The organism is Carboxylicivirga sp. M1479, assembly GCF_007097485.1.
In the GTDB taxonomy this organism is placed as follows: Bacteria; Bacteroidota; Bacteroidia; order Bacteroidales; family Marinilabiliaceae; genus Carboxylicivirga.
The window spans coordinates 1-281 of record NZ_VKDE01000110.1; the positions used below are offsets into that span (position 1 = coordinate 1).

At 40.9% G+C, this 281-nt stretch carries 1 protein-coding gene; it reads right to left on the reverse strand.

Translation table 11 applies throughout. The features are described from left to right. A partial coding sequence (locus tag FNN09_RS21640; RefSeq protein WP_143304441.1) for a twin-arginine translocation signal domain-containing protein occupies positions 1 to 152 on the reverse strand: 152 nt, incomplete at its 3' end. Between the last annotated feature and the right edge of the window lie 129 nt (positions 153 to 281).

Here is a 281-nt window from a genome sequence, read left to right on the forward strand (position 1 = left end):
TCCATTTTAGGCACACGTTCTGCATTTTTTCGGATATAAGCGACTGCTTCTTTTTCACCTGCTTTTGGATTACAAGCTGCCATTGGAGCTGCGGCTGCAACACCGGCTGCCAATCCCATATTTTTTAAAAATGATCGTCTGTTTGTTGTCATTTCTCTATATTTTAATTTTACAATTCTTTTCCTTCATGAATAGCCTTTTCTGCTTCCTGTGCCAGTTTAAGTATCTGCTTCACCACTTTGGGGTGCTGAGCGGCTATATCGGTTGTTTCGCCTAAATCA